The organism is Streptomyces sp. NPDC048392 (genome assembly GCF_043200575.1).
GTDB lineage: Bacteria > Actinomycetota > Actinomycetes > Streptomycetales > Streptomycetaceae > Streptomyces.
Genome location: NZ_JBICYB010000071.1, coordinates 1 through 15140 on the forward strand (window position 1 = coordinate 1; position 15140 = coordinate 15140).

Sequence of the window (15140 nt, forward strand, 5' to 3'; positions counted from 1 at the left end):
GGGCGGAAGTCGTCCGTGACGGCATCCTGCCCGCTACACTCCCACCGCTCCACGTTCCCCCAGGTCAAGCCACGAAGTACTGCTGGAGTACTAGGCCCAATGCCGTTCGGTTAACCGTCTGGCGGGCTTGGCAAGGGGTTGTGCTCGATCTGGATGGTGGTCCTGTGGGTTCGGTGGTCGATGTCGCGGCCGACGGCGCGGTACTTGGAGCTGATCGCTCGCTTCTTCACACGGGGCCGGGTCCGGTCCCGGCGGGCGGGCAGGAGGCCGTCGAGTATCGCGGCGCCGATCCGGCCGACGAGGTCGACGCGGGTCTGGGAGACGATGCCGGCGGCGCGGATGATCTGCTCACGTGCCGTGTTCAGCGCGATGGTGAATGCGGCACGGTCGGGGTCTGTGTCGGGCCGGTGCAGGACAGCGTCACTCATCGCGGTGCGTAGCACCTGGTAGGCCACCAGGAGCGCCCAGGTCTCCTGGGCGACGGCCGCCGGGTGGCGTCCGCGCAGGACTCTCCCGCCGAGGACGGTCGATTTCAGCTCGCAGTAGCTGGTCTCGATCTCCCAGCGCTCGTGGTAGAGCCTGACCAGGCCGGTCGCGGATGCCTCATCGGGGTCGAGCAGGCTGGTGACGAGCCGGTAGGTGCCCTGGGTGACTGGGCGCTCATCGGCGCCGTCAGCAGGGGTGAGGGTGATGTGGGCTTCGATGACGCGGACGGTGACGTCGCCGACGCGGGACAGGAACGTGCCGTCGGGCAGACGGCGCAGGACCGGGAGCTTGAGCGCTGTGCTGTGGGTCTTGGCGCGGATGAGGAAGTCCGCGCCGGTGGACGCGACCGTGCCCACGAAGGCGGTGGCCGAGAAGTTCCGGTCACCCAGCAGCAGCATTCCGGGCCGGAGTGTTCCGGTCCGGCCCGCGGTGGTGTTCAGGTCACCGGCGTAGGTCAGCTCGCCGGTGGCGTCGGTGCCGAAGACCACGTCCAGGAGTGTTCTGGTCCCGCACGCCACCAGCGCGACCAGCCTCAGCATCGGGTAACCGGCCGGCCCGTTCGGTCCGGCCTTCGTCTTGGGGAACACCGACAGGTTCGCGGGCGTGTCCGGCAGTGGTATCTGGGTGCCGTCGATCGCGACCACCAGCCGGCCCGCGAAGCGTGTCACCTGTGTCGCGGTCACTGCTGCGGGGCCTTTGACGAGGTCGAACAGTGTTTTCAACGGCTTGGGGCCGACCCGTCGCATCGCAGCTGTGATCGACGAAGGCGCCGGTGAGGGCAGCGGCACAGGGAGCGAGGCGGTCAGGTGGGACCAGACCCGCGTCCAGCCCACCCCGGTGAACAGCGCGCCTGCCAGGAGGAGGTAGACCACCACCCGGGACGGCAGCCGCCGCATCCGATGCTGCAGACCGCCCGCGGAGGCGAGTGCCTCGTCGACGAGCTCAAACGGAACAACCTGGGTCAACTCGCCCAGGTGCCCCACGGCCAACGCGCCGGGAGCATGCGTAATGACAGAATCGGACACTGCAGCCCTTGTGGAGGAACACGAGTCTTGGCGGACCCGAGAACCACTACAAGGGCTGCGCCCGTATCACCAGCCGAAACGCCGAGCGTTGCGCCGCCAGTAGAACCCCTAACCGAACGGCATTGCCCCTAGTCCTGCTCGCACCAGTTGATTAGAGCGCGAAGCGCTTCCTGGGCTTCCTTCTCGTCCTCCGACTCAAGCTTTGCACCATAGCGCCACGCCTGATGCAGATCGGCCAGAGTGACGGAGCCACGCGTGGGCGGCTGCATTCTGCAACTCTGAAGCCGGTCGAGGCGTACGCCCATGGCTCGAGGCAACCTCAGTTCCTTGGCCAATTTGCGAAGGTCGTGGGTGGGCTCCAAGGCCGCAGAGTCGCGGTGCCCCTGCCGAACGAGCAGCCGCTCCTTGAGCCCGCACTCGGCGGCGTAGAACATGAGCAGACAGACCGTGGCCACGTCTCCGAGCGCGCTGTTCGAGTCAACTGACTCCGCTGAGTCGCGAAGTTGATCTCGTCTCCTCTGGAGCGCTTTGACCCCCACCTGAAGCACCATGGCGCCATCCCTGTCACCAAGTGCTTAGGTTCACCCTGGTCGAGGTCAGCTTCTCGTACCGAAGCCGTGCCAGTTCGCTTCACGGCCGTCTCGCGACAGCTCCCACTCTGTGAGCCTGAGCGACCGCTCATGGGGCGGTACCTGAGGCGGAGGCCAAGATGCTGGCCGCCCCCGCCCGGATCCTCGCCATGTAGGAAAATGCTGTCCTTGCTCGGGCTAGGTGCTCGCGCGAATCGATGAGGGAGGCATCGCCCGTCCGCGTGGTCGATGCGCGGTAGCGTCGTCGGGAGAACCCATCAGGGAAGGAACGATCGCCGGATGCCGCACAGGACTGATGTCGCCGACAGGCGCGGCCTGATCCTCGACTTCGCCGGGGTGCTTACCGCCAGCCCGATCGATGTCCACCGCGCCTGGTGCGTGTCAGAAGGGCTGGCTCCGGGCGCATGGCGCAGCACTCTCAACGATCACCCCGAGGGCCGGCGTCTGTACGCGGCTCTGGAGATCGGGGAGATCGGGCAGGCCGAGTGGAACGAGGGCACGGCCGCGCTGTTGGGTGCGCACGTGGATCCGGTGAACCTGATGGGGCGGGCCTGGGCCCGGGTGCCTGTGGCCCGTCGGATGGTCGCGCTCGCGCGTGCCGCGCGTGCCTCCGGCCACCGGCTTGCCCTGCTGTCCAACAGCTTCGGCCTCGACCCGTTCAACCCGTACGAACACGTCGGCATCTGGGACCTGTTCGACGTGCACGTCGTCTCCGAGCTGGTCGGCATGGCGAAGCCCGATCCGGCGATCTATGGACTCGCCCTGGAGCGGATCGGGCTGCCCGCCGAGCGGTGCGTGTTCGTGGACGATCACGCGGTGAACCTTCCGCCGGCCGCCGATCTGGGCATCGCCACGGTCCACGCCACGGACGAGGATGAGGCCGTGACCGAGTTGGAGGCCCTCCTCGGTGTCACGGCGGTGCTCGCCGCGTGAACCCAACTGCGGTCTGACCAAAGGCTGTCGGCTCCACCGCTCCAGCCAGTACTGTCCGTGTGGGGCCCATCACGCGGAGGTTCTGGAGCATGCAGTGGTCGGAGTACACCACCTCTGAGCGCTTGAAGGCGCTGCGCGGCGGCATGACACAGGAGCAGTTGGCGGAGACGGCTGGCGTGTCCGTCGGCGTGGTCCGCAAGCTCGAACGCGGCGGAACGGCTTCCCTGCCGTCCCTGCTGTCGATTGCCGACGCGCTCGGCACGGACATCGCCGTGCTCCTTGGTCAGCAGGCGCCACGGCGGTCCATGGACCGCGACGAGCGGGCCGCGTTACGCCTGGTCTCCGCAGCCACCCATGACGCGGCCATCGGCATCCCCGCCGAGGTCGAGCCGGGCACCGTCGACGAGCTCCGCGCCGTCGTCCGTCGTGCGGACGCCGCGTACTGGGGAGGCCGGTACACCGAGCTCGGCACTCTCCTTGGGCGGCTCCTTCCCGAGGCGCGGGCCAGGTTCGACATGGCCGGCCTCGATGAGCGGGAGGCCGCCGCCGGCGTCTTGATCGACACCTTCCAGACGGCGGGCATGGCCGCCAACGTGCTCGGATCGCGAGATCTGGCGTATGCGGCGTTGACGTACGGACGCCAGATCGCCGTGCAGAGCGGAGATGATCTTCGTGACGCGCACCTTGCCGCCACCACCGCGTGGGTCAACCTCCGCGACGGCCGGACCAAGCAGGGCTTCCTCCTTGCCGCAGCACAAGCCGACCGGATCGAGCCCAAGATGAGCGAGCACGACCCGAACCGGCTGAGCGTGTACGGGCAGCTCGTCACGAACGCCGCCGTCGCCGCGTCCCGGGGCGGTGCGAGCTCGGACAACGCCCGCGAGTACCTCTCCCAGGCGCACGCCGTCGCCGCCCGTATCGGGGACGAGCACGCCCGCGGCGCGCACGCCCAGCCGTACGGGCCGATGTACGCCGCCACGCAGGCCATGAGCATCGCCGTGGCCCTCGGCGACACGGCCGGCGCGCTGCGGCTCATGGACACCGTCCGGCTGGACGACACCGTGCCCCTGGCCACCCGGGCCCGCTACGGCCTGGACGTAGCCCTCACCCAGGTCGAATGCCGACGGTGGGAGGCCGCAGCCGACACGCTCCAAGCCGTCTGCGTGATGGCCCCGGGATGGGTGCGCCACCAGATGCTTCCCGGCGTCATCATCAGCAGACTCGCCGGTGTGTCCGTCAACCGACTGCGAGGACTGGCGAACTCCGCGGGCGTACCCCTCGGCGTGCGTTGACCTACGAGCCGAAGTACCACGGTCCGTAGTAGGTACGGGCGCGTCATCAGCGCGACTGCTACGGGGCGTGGCACACCTTCAGGCGCCCCTGCTTCCGCTGCCACGCGGCGTGGCGGTCCGACCGGATACGGAATCTCTCCACTGCGACGGGCCGTGCCTGGGCCCCGACTCCGCAGCCCAGCAGCCTTGTGGGTATGCCGACCAACCCGCCCGGCGGCCTCGGGCACGTACCCGTCGCCGTCTACTCCTGCGCCACCACCTCCACCGCCCTCGGTGAGAGCGAGGAGCGTGGGCGCTACTACGCCGACGCCCGGCACTGGCACGTCGCCGGCGTCTGGTCCGACCCTGCCCCGTCGCTGCCGCTCATGGAGCGGCCGGGCTGGCAGGCCGTCACGGCCGCCCTGTCCGCCGGAATGATCCGCGGTGTCGTCGTCAGCGGCCTGACGCATGTCGCCGCCGACGCCGCCCAGTTCGCGGCTCTCGGAGTTCTCCTCCGCGACCGGGGAGGGTTCCTCGCGGACGCGTCGAGGGGTACCCCGCCCCGTCGAACCCCCGGCCAGGCCCGTCGTCGCCGCGACATCGCGGACGCGGCCTCCGGCTGGTTCACGCAGACGGGCACGTACGGGGAGGACGGCTCGTGAGCGCCCGGCGCGCCTGGGTCGGCGACCTCGTTCGGGACGGCGGCGGACGGCGGGCGATCGTCACCGACGTCCGCGCCGGCGGCACCGTGTGGGTGCTGCGGCCGCCGACCGGCGGTGGCCCCCACTGGGAGACCGACGACCCCGACAGCCTCGAAATCCTCGCCCGCTCCGAAGCCACGGACGCGCCGTGAGCGACCGCGCTCGCTGCCGGCCCTTCCGTCACGCCCGTGCACCACGCCCGAAAGGCGAAGTCGCCGTGTACGCGTTCGGCCTCTGCATCGACCAGCAGTACCTCGTCCCCGCCCTCGCCGCCCTCGCCGGCCTGGCCGACAGCCTCACCCCGGCGGCCCGCCGCGAAGCTGCCGTACGGGTGCTCACCCTCGACCTGGCCCCGTCGCAGGCCCTCCTCCTCGCCGACCTCGCCAAGCGGGCCGGCTTCGGCTCCTTCGACCTCCGTCGATGCGCCCCTCTGCGCTCCTCGCGCATGGCAGACGCCTCGTACATCACCGTCACCACCTATCTGAGGTTCGAGTTCACGCCGAGCTTCGTGCGCCGTCCCTACCTGATCTACGTGGACGCCGACGTGCTCGTACGCGGAGACGTGAGCGAGCCGCTCGGCTCCCTCACGTCGGACGAGACCGGCGCCGTGCGGGACGAGTTCAACCCGGCCGTCGGCGAGTGCCCGGCGCTGCCAGGAGCCGCCGAGCGCTGGCCCCATCTGCGCGGACGCCCGTACTTCAACGCGGGCGTGCTCTGGACCCACACCGACCACATGCCCCGAATCCGCCGAGGCGTCGAGCAGGCCCTGATCCACGCCCGGCGCCACATCCTCCACAACGACCAGGACGCCCTGAACCTGTGGCTTCTGCGATCTGGCCGAGTGCGCCTGGTGGCCGGTGGTTTCAACCGGTTCGAGGTCGGTCGATTCCTGGAACGCGGGAACTGGGTGCGCCGGGTCGTCACGCGGTCACCGAAGCCCGATCCGACTGCCTCCCTCGTGCACTTCGTCGGTCCTGAGAAGCCGTGGCAGGCCGACTGCCCCGTCACGGAGGAAGTCGTCGAATACCGGCGGCACCTGGAAAGGGCCATGCGTCACGTCCGGCGTCTGGGTGCCGTCGGCGTGGAACCGGCGGGTGTGCGGTGAGTGCGGGGGTACCGCCCGCTGTCTCGCGAGCCGCCCTCGCCGTGACCGGGGTACCGGCCCGCACCGCCCGCCGGTTGTCCGCACGTACGCGCACCGTCGTGTACCGGGCGGGCCTGGCCGACGGACGCGGTGTCGTGATCAAGCTGTACGCGGCGACCGCTCGCCGCAACGCGATCACGGAGAGCGCTGCCATCCGGGCCGTGGCCGACCACGTCCCCGTACCGGCCCTCATCGGATATGGGCACGTTCCAGGCCACGAGGCGACCGCCCTTGTCACCGCCGACCTCGGCCCGCTCACCCTCGGCAGCGCCATGCGCTCCGGCCGGATCTCCGACGAGCGAGCTCTGAAAGACCTGGCCGGCCTGCTCGGCCGCCTGCACCGGGTGCCCGTCCGGCCGTGGGTTCCGCGCAGGCCGCTTCACGAGCAGGTCACCTCGCTGGGCCGCCGCAGCCCGCCCAGCACTCTGGACCGCATCGCGCCCGCGCTGGCCGCCATCGCCGATGCCGTCCACACAGCGCCCGTGTGGTGCCACGGCGACCTGCACGGCGACAACGTCGTGATCGCCGGCCCCCGAGCCATCCGCAACCTGGTCGACTTCACCGACGCCGCGGCCGGTCCCCGCGAATCAGACGTCGCCCAGACCCTCGTCATGACCGACGCCCTCTCGACTCTCCGGGCCCGCACGGTCACCGACGCCTACCCCCTTGCCCTCGATGACCACCTGTTGGGTGCCTGGGTCGTCTTCCACACTCTGCGCTCCTGGGCGCATTCCTCCCCTGGAGACGACCGCGCCTTGTGGGCCCGCCGCCTGGACGACCTCAGCCGACGGACCCCGCACCTCTTCCGTACGCGCCGCCCGGAAAGGACGCGCTGATGAGCACCCCCGCCCTGTCGGTAGTGATCCCGGCCTTCAACGAGGCCGCCTACCTGCCCCGCTACCTGCCCTCCGTCCTCGCCTCACTCACCCGCTGGGAGGAGATCACCGGCCGTACGGGAGAGGTGATCGTCGTCGACAACGCCAGCACCGACGCCACCGCCGACATGGCCTCCTCCTTCGGCGTCCGAGTCGTCACCGAGTCCGTCCGCAACATCGGCCGGGTCCGCAACACAGGAGCCGCAGCGGCCCGCGGCGGCCGGCTCTTCTTCACCGACGCGGACGTGGCTCTGCCCCTGGAGGCGGTCACCGCTGCTGCTGCCGCCATGGACGCCGGGGCCGTCGGCGGCGCCATCCCGCCGCTCTACACCCCGGAACGGCTCGGCGCCCGCCTGCTGTGCGCCTACTGGGACCACTACCGCACCCAGCGCGGCGGGGCCCAGGGCGTCAACCAGTTCTGCACCGCCGACGCCTTCCACCACATCGGTGGGTACCGGGACGACCTGTTCATGAGCGAGGACGTGGAGTTCTTCGCCCGCCTCACCGCCCACGGCCAGGCCACCGACCGGCCTGTGACCATCCTCGACGAGCTGCGCGTGCGCCCGTCGACCCGCCGCTACGACCAGTGGTCGAACCTACGGATGCTCTGGTGGCAGAACCCCGTGACCGCCCGCTTGCGCCTCCGGTCGCCCCGCATATGGCGCCACTGGTACGAGACGACCGTGCGATGACGAAGGAGACTACTGTGCAGCCCCAGTTCCTGGTCGACCTGCCTGTGCCGGACGGGCACGGCATCTACACCTTCCCCGACGACCTCCACCGCGCCCACCAGACGCACACCCAGCAGCTCGCCGCCCGCCACCGGAACCACGACCACCGCGTCCTGGAGGTGACCGCACCCCACACCCGCGTCCCGTACTACATCGAGGCGCGCACCCCCGCCGACCGCCCGGTCCTCGCCATCGAACCCCATCACGACGACTTCGCCCTCTCGGCCTCGGGTACCTTCCTCGCCCGCCCCCGACCGCTGACCGTGGTCACCGTCTTCACCCGGTCCCGGAGCGTGCACCCCGCCCTGGAGGTCACGTACGCCGACGTCGACACCGTGTCCGAGCTGCGCGACCGGGAGGGTACCGCCGCGCTCGCGCCGTTCGTCGCCCGCCGACGCCTCCTCGGCCACAAGGACGCCGAGCCGCCGTACCGTCCCTACGACCCACAGGTGCTTGACCGGGTCACCGAGGAGCTCGGTCGGATCGCCGCGGCCCACCCCGGCGCCGAACTCCTCGCGCCCGCCGCCGTCACCCGCCACCCCGACCACCTCCTCGTCCATGAGGCCGCCGTTCGCCTCGGCTGCACCTGGTTCTGGGAGGACCTCGCGTTCTGGTCGACGTACGCGCTAGCCGGCTGCGACCAGCACCTGTTCCGTACACGTACGGGGGCGACGATGCGGCCCGAGCTGGTCGACATCGCCGACGTCGTCCTGGACAAGGTCACCGTCCTGCGGATGCACGGCTCGCAGATGCACCCAGCGCGGAAGATGTACCGGCCGATCCGGCACGCCTTCACCACGGCGGCCGACCTCGTCGACGGGCCCGGCCCCTACGCCGAGCGCTTCTACCGGACGGAGGAGCCGACGTGCTGATCATCGCCCTGGAAGGTCCCTCCTACGCAGGCAAGTCCACGGCGATACGCCACCTCCGCCAGACCGCCCTCGGCTCGCGGGCGTTCGTCTCGGACTGCTACGTCAGGCACATCGCCCACCGCGACGACATCCCTCCGGCCCGGACCGACTCGGCGGCTGCCCAACTCGCCGCCTTCGAGAGGTTCATGGAGATCGAGGCGACCCGCGTCGCCGAGGCCGCCGCGAGCGGCAGGCAGTTCGTCATCCTCGACCGGTCCGTGGACACCCTCCTCGCCCACGCGTACGCCCAGGACGCCCTGTTCGGGTACGGCGTCCACCACCAGCTCCGCGACCGCCTCAAGACGCTTTCCTTCCTGCGCCCCGACCACACCCTCTACCTCGACGTACCGGCGGAGACGCTCCACCTCCGCCGCAAGACCGCCGGCCACACCGCCGCCGAGTCCGAGTACTTCCTCCACGAGCCGGGCTTCCTCCGCCACGCCCGCGACTACTTCGTCCACGTGCCCCGTCGGCCCGCGACGCGAGAGCTCACGGTCCTGGCCGCCGACGCGGGGCCGGACGATGTGGCCCAGGCCGTGGAAGCCCTCGTCACCTTCTGGACGAGGTGAAAGAAGATGCCCACCGCCCTGTTCGCCTGGCGCCGCACCCCGCCCCCGTTCCGCATCGGCGGCGCCGAGGTCACCCAACAGCTCCTCGCCGAAGAACTCGCCGCCGCCGGCTGGCACGTCACCTATCTCGGCTCGCACGAGGCGCCCTGGGACGGGGCCACCCAGCTCCCCGACATGCGTGCCCACCTGGACCAGCATCACGTCCCGTACGACGAGGCGGACGGCACCCTGCGCTACCGGTGGAACGGGGTCGAGTGTGCAGCGTTGATGCAGAACAAGGTGGAGCACGGGCTGGGTAGCCTCCTGGGAGATCTCCGCCCTGATGTCGTGTTCACCTCGCAGGAAGGCTCGGCGCAGCTCGCCGCGCAGGCCAGACCGACCGCGCTCGTCGCCGGCCTCCTGCATTCCGTTTCCGCCACCGGCCTGGGGGTCCTCGCCGGCCGACCCCACTACGGCCTCGCCGTGTCGGATTTCGTCCGGGCACGCGCGCCCCACACGCCTGGCACCCGCCTCGCCGTGATGTACCCGCCGTTCGCGCTGTCCGGGGAGGGCTCGGGCGAGGCCCGCACCGCGTCCGTACTCATGATCAACCCCATCCCCGCCAAGGGATCCGAGCTACTGCACCAGCTCATCCGTCTCATGCCGGAACAGCACTTCACCTTGGTCGAAGGATGGTGGGACACCGCCGCCGACTTCGCCGCCTACCCGAACGTGACGTACGTGCCCCGCGTGTACGACATGGGGCCTCTGTACCGCAGCCATCGCCTGCTGCTGGTCCCGTCCACCGTGGAAGATGCCTTCCCCCGCGTGATCGTCGAGGCCGCGCTCCACGGCGTCCCGAGCATCGGGACCGACCGGGGCGGCATCCCCGAAGCCATCGGCGACGCCGGAATCGTCCTACCGAGCACAGTCGGCCCCGAGACGTGCGCACGCGCGATCCGGGAGGCGGACCACGAGGCGCTGGGCATGAGGGCCCGGCGTCAGGCGGTCACGTTCACGCGACCGTGCCTGCCCGAGCTTCGGGAGCTGGGGCTCTAGGCAGATCCGGCGAATGCCCGCTCCACCACGTCGAGCCGCTCCGTCCACCAGTGAAGAAGCGCCTCGTCGGCGAGGAACAACTCGTCGCAGGAGTGGTCGCCCCGGTCGCAGTGGAACTCGAGCTGCCAGAAGTCCGTCATTCGCTTCCACCACAGTCGCCGCGCGGCGTCGACCAGATCGGCCGACTCCAACGGGATCACCGACTGGTAGCTGGCCACGAACGCAGCCAACCGCTCCAGGTCGAACACGCCCTCCACCCCGAACTGCACCTGCGCCGTACGAACGACTTCTTCCGCGTACGGGCGGACTCCCAGCCGATCCCAGTCCAGGACGGCAACCAGTCCGCCGTCCGCCCAGAGGAGGTTCCGGTACTGGAAGTCACCGTGCGTCCAGCCATGCAGGCCGGCAGGGGTGTCTCCCTCGGGGCGCAGGTGGGCGTGCTTGTCGAGGAGGATCTTGCGCTCTTCGAGCGCAGCCCCCGCGGCCCTGTCGAAAGCGTCGCCCGCGCCCCGGGCCGACACGGCTCCGGCAAGCCGGTCAGCCTTCTGGACGGCTCGGCCGGCCTCGGTCACCTCAGCGGTGACCGAGGCCGGCACTGCGGGCATCCCGGCCTCATCGACAGCACGGCCGAGCGCCGTATGGAGTCCCGCGAGGTGTGTGCCGAGCTTGGACGTCTGCGTCAGCGACAGGTCAGTTCCGCGAACGTGTTCCCCGGCCGACCAGGAAAAGAGGCAGTAGAAGCCACCGCGGACCTCGGCGATCACATCGCCGTGGACGGTGGTTAGCGGGGCACATACGGGGACGCCGTACGAAGCCAGGACGGGAAGGACCGCGAGGTTGCGACGCAGTCGATCGAGCGGCACGTCCGTGACCCGCTTGAGGGCGAACCTCCCGGCCCGGGTGTCCAGCCGCCAGTTCACGTTCATGAGGCCATCGGCCAGGTGCTGTCGGTCCAGCACTTCGTCGATGTCGTATGTCCGGATCAGCTCGGCAAGATCGTCTGTGGGGAGGTGCGTCCTGTCCGCCACGTTCGCGTCGGTCACCCTGGCGACGATACGGGAGTCGGCCGTGCGGACGCACAAGGATCACTGGTCTGTCTCGGTGGGACGCGCCCGTTCCCTGAGGGAACGAATCGGGTGTTCCCCGAGGGAACGCTTTCCCTGTTCCCTCGGGGAACACGAGGGTCGGTCAACGTCGCCGCACCTGCGGCTGCTGTACGGCGGTCGGTGTGGCCGCCGGCGGGTGGACCGGGGTGGCAGGGAGCCGCGTGGTGCTGCGGGCCATGGCTGGCTGGGCGAGGGGGCCGGGTGCGTGGCGTTGCCCGAGGCGGTGGATGCGCCAGGTCAGGGCACGCGCTGGGTTGCGGGCGTCATCGAGAGCGCGTTGGCCGAGGGCCTGGTCGAGGAGGGTGGACGGGTTGTGGCCGGCTGTTTCCGCGGTGGCGAGGGCGGTGGCGAGGGCGTCCCAGGCGGGGTCCTTCAGGATGCGATCGGCGTGCTCGGGGACGGCCTGCTGGAGGTGGCGGGCGTAACGCTGCTTGGTCTGGATACCGGGGGCGCGACGGGCGAGATCGTCCAGGACCGGGACAGCGACCTGGGCGTACGCGGTCTGGAGGTGGACGAGGGCCTGCTGGGCTGCTGCCTCCTGTTGGGCGTGCTGGTGGGTGCGGTGCCAGTGCTTCGCGAAGGCCACGGCGATGAGGGCGGCGTCCAGCAGCATCGTCAGCCCGGCGCCGTCGCGTGTTGCGGCGCGGGTGCGCAGGATCGTTTGGACGCTGCGGCGCAGGACGCGGGCGCTGTCGAAGTCGGCGGTGATGCGGGAGCGGGTGGCGCGCTCGAAGACGGCGGCGGCACGTTCGAGCTCGCTCCTCGCGGCGGCTGGTGCGGTGAGGGGGAGCAGGTCGAGGGCTCCGCCGAGGGCGACGAGCTGGCCCTGGGCGACGTGGTCGTCTCCGTGGGGGAGGCGGCGGGGGATGCGTTCGGTCGCGGCGGTGGCCTGGTGCCAAGGGTCGGCCGCCCGGGCGGTGGCCAGTTCGGGGGTGGTGGCGGTGAGGCGGTGGCGGATCTTGGGCAGGGAGAGGTCGCCGGCGAGGATGGAGCCGGAGAACCACACGGGCTCGCCGTGCTTGTTGAGGTCGCCGGGCAGGGCGACGCTGTAGCCGAGGACGTCGCCGGACGGTCCGGTCTTGGGGCGCACTGCCACGCCGGTCGCCTCCAGCAGGGCGAAGAACTCGGTCTCGGTGGAGGCGGCGGCCACCGCTCGCCGTACGCGCGTGCGCAGGATCTCGCGAATGGTGGTGTCCTGGCCCTGGCGCTTGGCCTTGAAGTGCTCCTTGCTGGTGGGGCGTTTGGCGGCGGTGCCGTCGCCGGGGTTGAGGCGGCGCAGGCCGAGGTCGGCTTCGATCTTGCGGGCTTCGCGCTGGACGGCGCGAATGTCGTGGTCGCGGCGGGGGCGGCGGCCGTCCTGGCGTACGAGGGTGGCGGCGATGTGGATGTGGTCGTCGGCGTGGCGGACTGCCACCCAGCGGCAGGCTTCCTCGTCGCCTTCGGGGGCGATGCCGGCGGCGGCTACGATCCGGCGGGCGATGTCCGCCCACTGGGCGTCGGTGAGGATCGGGTCCTCGGGCGCGGCGCGGACCGGGCAGTGCCACACCGTGGTCGTCGGGGCCTTGTCGCCGAGCATCTTCACGGGCTGGTCGAGTTGCGCGGCGAGCTGGTCCTCGGCGTCCTAATCCGGCGTCGCACGTCGAACTGGAAGCGGGTAAGCGGCCCAGGGCGTTCGTGTGGACCGAGGAACGGGTCCTGCACTGGCAGCGCACCGGCGAGAAGTCCTCGCCCGTCATGGTCTGGACGCCGGAACACACCGGCCGCTTCCTCGACCACGCGGCGGACGACCGCCTGTACGCCCTGTTCCACCTGATCGCGTTCCGCGGTCTCCGGCGCGGTGAGGCGTGCGGGCAGAGGTGGACCGACACCCACCTGGACGCGGGCCTCATCACCGTCGCCAAGCAGCTCGTCGTCGACGGCTGGGAGGTCTACGAGGACGACCCCAAGACCGACGCGGGTGCGCGCACCATCGCCCTGGACGCGGACACGGTCGAGGTCCTGCGCCAGCACCGCGCTCGGCAGGACGAGGAGCGTGAGAAGTGGGGGACCGCCTGGGTGGAGACCGGCCGCGTCTTCACGCGCGAGAACGGGGAACTGCTCCACCCGGCCAACGTCACCCGCCGCTTCATCGAGCTGTACGAGGAGATCGGCCTCCCGCCGGTCCGGCTCCACGACCTGCGCCACGGCGCGGCGACCCTCGCCCATGCGGCCGGCGCCGACCTGAAGGACATCCAGGAGATGCTCGGCCACTCCTCGATCACCATCACGGCGGACACGTACACGAGCCTGCTTCCCGAGGCGGATCTTGCGATCGCCGAGGCTGCGGCCCGTCTCGTCCCGCGTGCGCGCCCCTCGCGACGTGCCGGATGGTGCTGATCGTTTGGGGGCCATTTCGGGGGCTGCCGCCCCGTCCGCTCACGCACCGCTCACGCAAACGGCCCCGGACGAGGAGTCCGAGGCCGAGTAGGAGCCCTCCCTGGGGGGTAAACCCCAGGTCAGAGCCGTAATGCGTTGTGCCCCCGGCAGGATTCGAACCTGCGACACCCGCTTTAGGAGAGCCGTGCTCTATCCCCTGAGCTACGAAGGCGGGGGGATCACTTGGATCCGGCTTCTAGCCTAGCGGATCCTGCCTCCCACTCGGCAAGGTTCACGTTTTCCCAGGTCAGAGGACGTTCGGGAAGCAGGGGGCGAGGCCCGAAGGCAGTACCTGTTCTTACCTTGTCTTGCCCTGCCGTTCCCCGCCCGTCTGAATCCTTCTGTCCCCCGCTTGTCCCCCGGAGACTGCCCGGGACCCCCTGACAAGGCTCATCACGAGGTACGAAGCATCGTCGCTCCAGGTCATGACCTATCCCCATTCGGGTGACAACGGCTCAGGGTTCGCGGTCTGCTCTCCTGCCTTCAGCAATCTTTGGTTCGATCTGGTGCAGACGCCGCCATGTCGCCGGGTAGCTCTCAGCGGTGCTCGGGCTCACGTCTGATCTTGCTTCAGCAAGTCTGTTCGCGTCCGCGAGATCTTGTTGATCAGTCGCTCGGCTTCATCGGTGGGCTGGTCAAGGTCGGCTTGGCCGTGGTCGGCGGCTTCGTTGCCGGAGGCGAAGAGTGGGACTGGGGATATGTAGTCGACCACGGCCTGGTGGGTTGACGGTTCGATGCGACCGTCGAGGACAGCGATGCGTAGTGAGAAGAGGTGTGCGCCGTCGTGGCACCCTGCCCAGCCAGCGCAGATGCGGCGGGTGTCGCTGTCGGCGTCGGTCTGGTGGCATTGGAATAGTGCGGCGGGTTGGTGGGCGGTGGGGACGTCGTAGCGCCGCAGCTTCTCGTACTCTTCGTGCGCCCAGATTCCGGAGGGCACGCCGCTCCGGTACGGGCAGCTGTCACATGGGCGCGGCGCCGGCGGGCGGAGTGACGAGGCCACGGACTCGTTGGTGACGGTGTCCTGGTCGTTCACTTTCCTGCCCTCTTCCTGCGGCGCTCCAGCATTCGCGCCTTGATCTGGAATTGTGTCGGCTCGGTGTACGCGTGCTGTCCCCATGCGGAGGACTGGTTGCCGTGCTTGCGGGGCAGGCCACAGTAGCGGCAGCCCATCGGGTCAGCGTCCGGGAGTACCGGGTCGGTGCCAAGTGGGCGCAGGGTGGAGGAAGAGCCGTCTGCGTGTCGGATGACGAGGGGTCTTGTCCCCGATGAGTGGACACCTGTTCGTTTCGTTATGCGGCAAATGTCAGGGGAGCTGACTGCTGTTCGTAGGCGATCGGTGCCTGCT

The 15140-nt window shown here is 70.1% G+C and carries 15 protein-coding genes, 1 tRNA gene and 1 pseudogene; 11 read left to right on the top strand and 6 right to left on the bottom strand.

Annotated elements, in window-relative coordinates:
• Nucleotides 1-110: 110 nt before the first annotated feature.
• Nucleotides 111-1511 carry an IS4 family transposase gene (locus ACGFYH_RS36405; RefSeq protein ID WP_393807458.1) on the bottom strand — a complete coding sequence of 467 codons (1401 nt, stop codon included), beginning with the start codon at nucleotides 1509-1511 and terminating at the stop codon, nucleotides 111-113.
• A gap of 128 nt (nucleotides 1512-1639) precedes the next feature.
• A complete protein-coding gene (locus ACGFYH_RS36410; protein ID WP_393807459.1) occupies nucleotides 1640-2062 on the bottom strand; it encodes a hypothetical protein in 423 nt (140 codons plus the stop codon).
• A 318-nt stretch (nucleotides 2063-2380) separates the two neighbouring features.
• Here ACGFYH_RS36410 and ACGFYH_RS36415 point away from each other — a divergent pair, with 318 nt between their 5' ends.
• The 10 genes from ACGFYH_RS36415 (at nucleotide 2381) to ACGFYH_RS36460 (ending at nucleotide 10274) form a co-directional block, all read left to right on the top strand.
• Complete coding sequence (locus ACGFYH_RS36415) at nucleotides 2381-3034, top strand: HAD-IA family hydrolase (protein ID WP_393807460.1); 654 nt, start codon at nucleotides 2381-2383, stop codon at nucleotides 3032-3034.
• An 89-nt stretch (nucleotides 3035-3123) separates the two neighbouring features.
• A complete protein-coding gene (locus ACGFYH_RS36420) occupies nucleotides 3124-4326 on the top strand; it encodes a helix-turn-helix domain-containing protein (RefSeq protein WP_393807461.1) in 1203 nt (400 codons plus the stop codon).
• Between the two features lie 194 nt (nucleotides 4327-4520).
• Complete coding sequence (locus tag ACGFYH_RS36425) at nucleotides 4521-4967, top strand: recombinase family protein (RefSeq protein ID WP_393807462.1); 447 nt, start codon at nucleotides 4521-4523, stop codon at nucleotides 4965-4967.
• Nucleotides 4964-5158 (top strand): hypothetical protein, encoded by a 195-nt coding sequence (locus ACGFYH_RS36430; protein WP_393807463.1) that lies wholly within the window; start codon nucleotides 4964-4966, stop codon nucleotides 5156-5158. Before ACGFYH_RS36425 ends, ACGFYH_RS36430 begins: the two co-directional genes overlap by 4 nt.
• A gap of 65 nt (nucleotides 5159-5223) precedes the next feature.
• Nucleotides 5224-6111 carry a glycosyltransferase gene (locus ACGFYH_RS36435; protein WP_393807464.1) on the top strand — a complete coding sequence of 296 codons (888 nt, stop codon included), beginning with the start codon at nucleotides 5224-5226 and terminating at the stop codon, nucleotides 6109-6111.
• 74 nt (nucleotides 6112-6185) lie between these two features.
• Nucleotides 6186-6986 (top strand): phosphotransferase, encoded by an 801-nt coding sequence (locus ACGFYH_RS36440; protein ID WP_393807465.1) that lies wholly within the window; start codon nucleotides 6186-6188, stop codon nucleotides 6984-6986.
• Nucleotides 6986-7717 (top strand): glycosyltransferase, encoded by a 732-nt coding sequence (locus ACGFYH_RS36445; protein ID WP_393807466.1) that lies wholly within the window; start codon nucleotides 6986-6988, stop codon nucleotides 7715-7717. Before ACGFYH_RS36440 ends, ACGFYH_RS36445 begins: the two co-directional genes overlap by 1 nt.
• The gene (locus ACGFYH_RS36450) at nucleotides 7714-8628 is read left to right on the top strand and encodes a PIG-L deacetylase family protein (protein WP_393807467.1); all 915 of its coding nucleotides are present in this window, start codon (nucleotides 7714-7716) and stop codon (nucleotides 8626-8628) included. The genes ACGFYH_RS36445 and ACGFYH_RS36450 overlap by 4 nt, the downstream gene beginning before the upstream one ends.
• Entirely contained in the window at nucleotides 8622-9236 is a 615-nt protein-coding gene (locus tag ACGFYH_RS36455) for an AAA family ATPase (RefSeq protein ID WP_393807468.1), read from the top strand. Before ACGFYH_RS36450 ends, ACGFYH_RS36455 begins: the two co-directional genes overlap by 7 nt.
• Before the next feature lie 6 nt (nucleotides 9237-9242).
• Nucleotides 9243-10274, top strand: coding sequence for a glycosyltransferase (locus ACGFYH_RS36460; protein WP_393807469.1), 1032 nt, complete (start codon nucleotides 9243-9245; stop codon nucleotides 10272-10274).
• Here ACGFYH_RS36460 and ACGFYH_RS36465 read toward each other — a convergent pair.
• Both ACGFYH_RS36465 and ACGFYH_RS36470 read right to left on the bottom strand, forming a co-directional pair.
• The gene (locus tag ACGFYH_RS36465) at nucleotides 10271-11356 is read right to left on the bottom strand and encodes a phosphotransferase (protein ID WP_393807470.1); all 1086 of its coding nucleotides are present in this window, start codon (nucleotides 11354-11356) and stop codon (nucleotides 10271-10273) included. The two genes, ACGFYH_RS36460 and ACGFYH_RS36465, sit on opposite strands and share 4 nt — an antisense overlap.
• 106 nt (nucleotides 11357-11462) lie before the next feature.
• Nucleotides 11463-13001: pseudogene (locus ACGFYH_RS36470) on the bottom strand (relaxase/mobilization nuclease domain-containing protein); the annotation flags it as partial.
• A 53-nt stretch (nucleotides 13002-13054) separates the two neighbouring features.
• Between ACGFYH_RS36470 and ACGFYH_RS36475 the strand changes: the two are divergent.
• On the top strand, nucleotides 13055-13756 hold the full coding sequence (locus ACGFYH_RS36475) for a site-specific integrase (protein ID WP_393807471.1): 702 nt from the start codon (nucleotides 13055-13057) through the stop codon (nucleotides 13754-13756).
• Nucleotides 13757-13894: 138 nt separating this feature from the next.
• Here the strand turns inward: ACGFYH_RS36475 and ACGFYH_RS36480 are convergent.
• A tRNA-Arg gene (locus ACGFYH_RS36480) sits at nucleotides 13895-13967 on the bottom strand.
• A gap of 381 nt (nucleotides 13968-14348) precedes the next feature.
• Nucleotides 14349-14912, bottom strand: a complete 564-nt coding sequence (locus tag ACGFYH_RS36485) for a DUF6283 family protein (RefSeq protein ID WP_393807472.1) — start codon at nucleotides 14910-14912, stop codon at nucleotides 14349-14351.
• Nucleotides 14913-15140 lie beyond the last annotated feature (228 nt).

Excerpts from the sequence above, each read along its gene's own strand:
- ACGFYH_RS36415 (WP_393807460.1), top strand. The coding sequence starts at position 2,381 with ATGCCGCACAGGACTGATGTCGCCGACAGGCGCGGCCTGATCCTCGAC.
- ACGFYH_RS36450 (WP_393807467.1), top strand. The coding sequence starts at position 7,714 with ATGACGAAGGAGACTACTGTGCAGCCCCAGTTCCTGGTCGACCTGCCT.
- ACGFYH_RS36410 (WP_393807459.1), bottom strand. The coding sequence starts at position 2,062 with ATGGTGCTTCAGGTGGGGGTCAAAGCGCTCCAGAGGAGACGAGATCAA.
- ACGFYH_RS36445 (WP_393807466.1), top strand. The coding sequence starts at position 6,986 with ATGAGCACCCCCGCCCTGTCGGTAGTGATCCCGGCCTTCAACGAGGCC.
- ACGFYH_RS36485 (WP_393807472.1), bottom strand. The coding sequence starts at position 14,912 with ATGGGGACAGCACGCGTACACCGAGCCGACACAATTCCAGATCAAGGC.
- ACGFYH_RS36425 (WP_393807462.1), top strand. The coding sequence starts at position 4,521 with ATGCCGACCAACCCGCCCGGCGGCCTCGGGCACGTACCCGTCGCCGTC.
- ACGFYH_RS36460 (WP_393807469.1), top strand. The coding sequence starts at position 9,243 with ATGCCCACCGCCCTGTTCGCCTGGCGCCGCACCCCGCCCCCGTTCCGC.
- ACGFYH_RS36420 (WP_393807461.1), top strand. The coding sequence starts at position 3,124 with ATGCAGTGGTCGGAGTACACCACCTCTGAGCGCTTGAAGGCGCTGCGC.